The sequence below is a fragment of the Tolypothrix sp. VBCCA 56010 genome, assembly GCF_050875635.1.
Classification (GTDB): domain Bacteria; phylum Cyanobacteriota; class Cyanobacteriia; order Cyanobacteriales; family Nostocaceae; genus Hassallia.
The window spans coordinates 1-241 of sequence record NZ_JBPAOH010000518.1; the positions used below are offsets into that span (position 1 = coordinate 1).

A 241-nucleotide genomic window follows, 5' to 3' on the forward strand; every position below is an offset into this window, starting at 1 on the left:
TTGAGCAACAAGTCGAGAAAACACCGGATGCTGTGGCAGTTGTGTATGAAGACCAACAACTCACATACCGCGAGTTAAACGCCAAAGCCAACCAACTAGCACACCACCTAGTTTCAGTGGGTGTAAAACCTGAAGTACTGGTCGGTATTTGCACGGAACGCTCTAGTGAGATGGTGGTGGGACTGCTGGCAATTCTCAAGGCGGGTGGCGCATATGTGCCTCTCGACCCAATCTACCCAAG

General features: G+C 51.0%; 1 protein-coding gene. It reads left to right on the plus strand.

Going from position 1 to position 241, the window contains the following annotated elements; all coding sequences use genetic code 11:
* The coding region (locus AABK37_RS42185; RefSeq protein WP_432557301.1) for an AMP-binding protein at positions 1-241 on the plus strand (241 nt) is incomplete at both ends.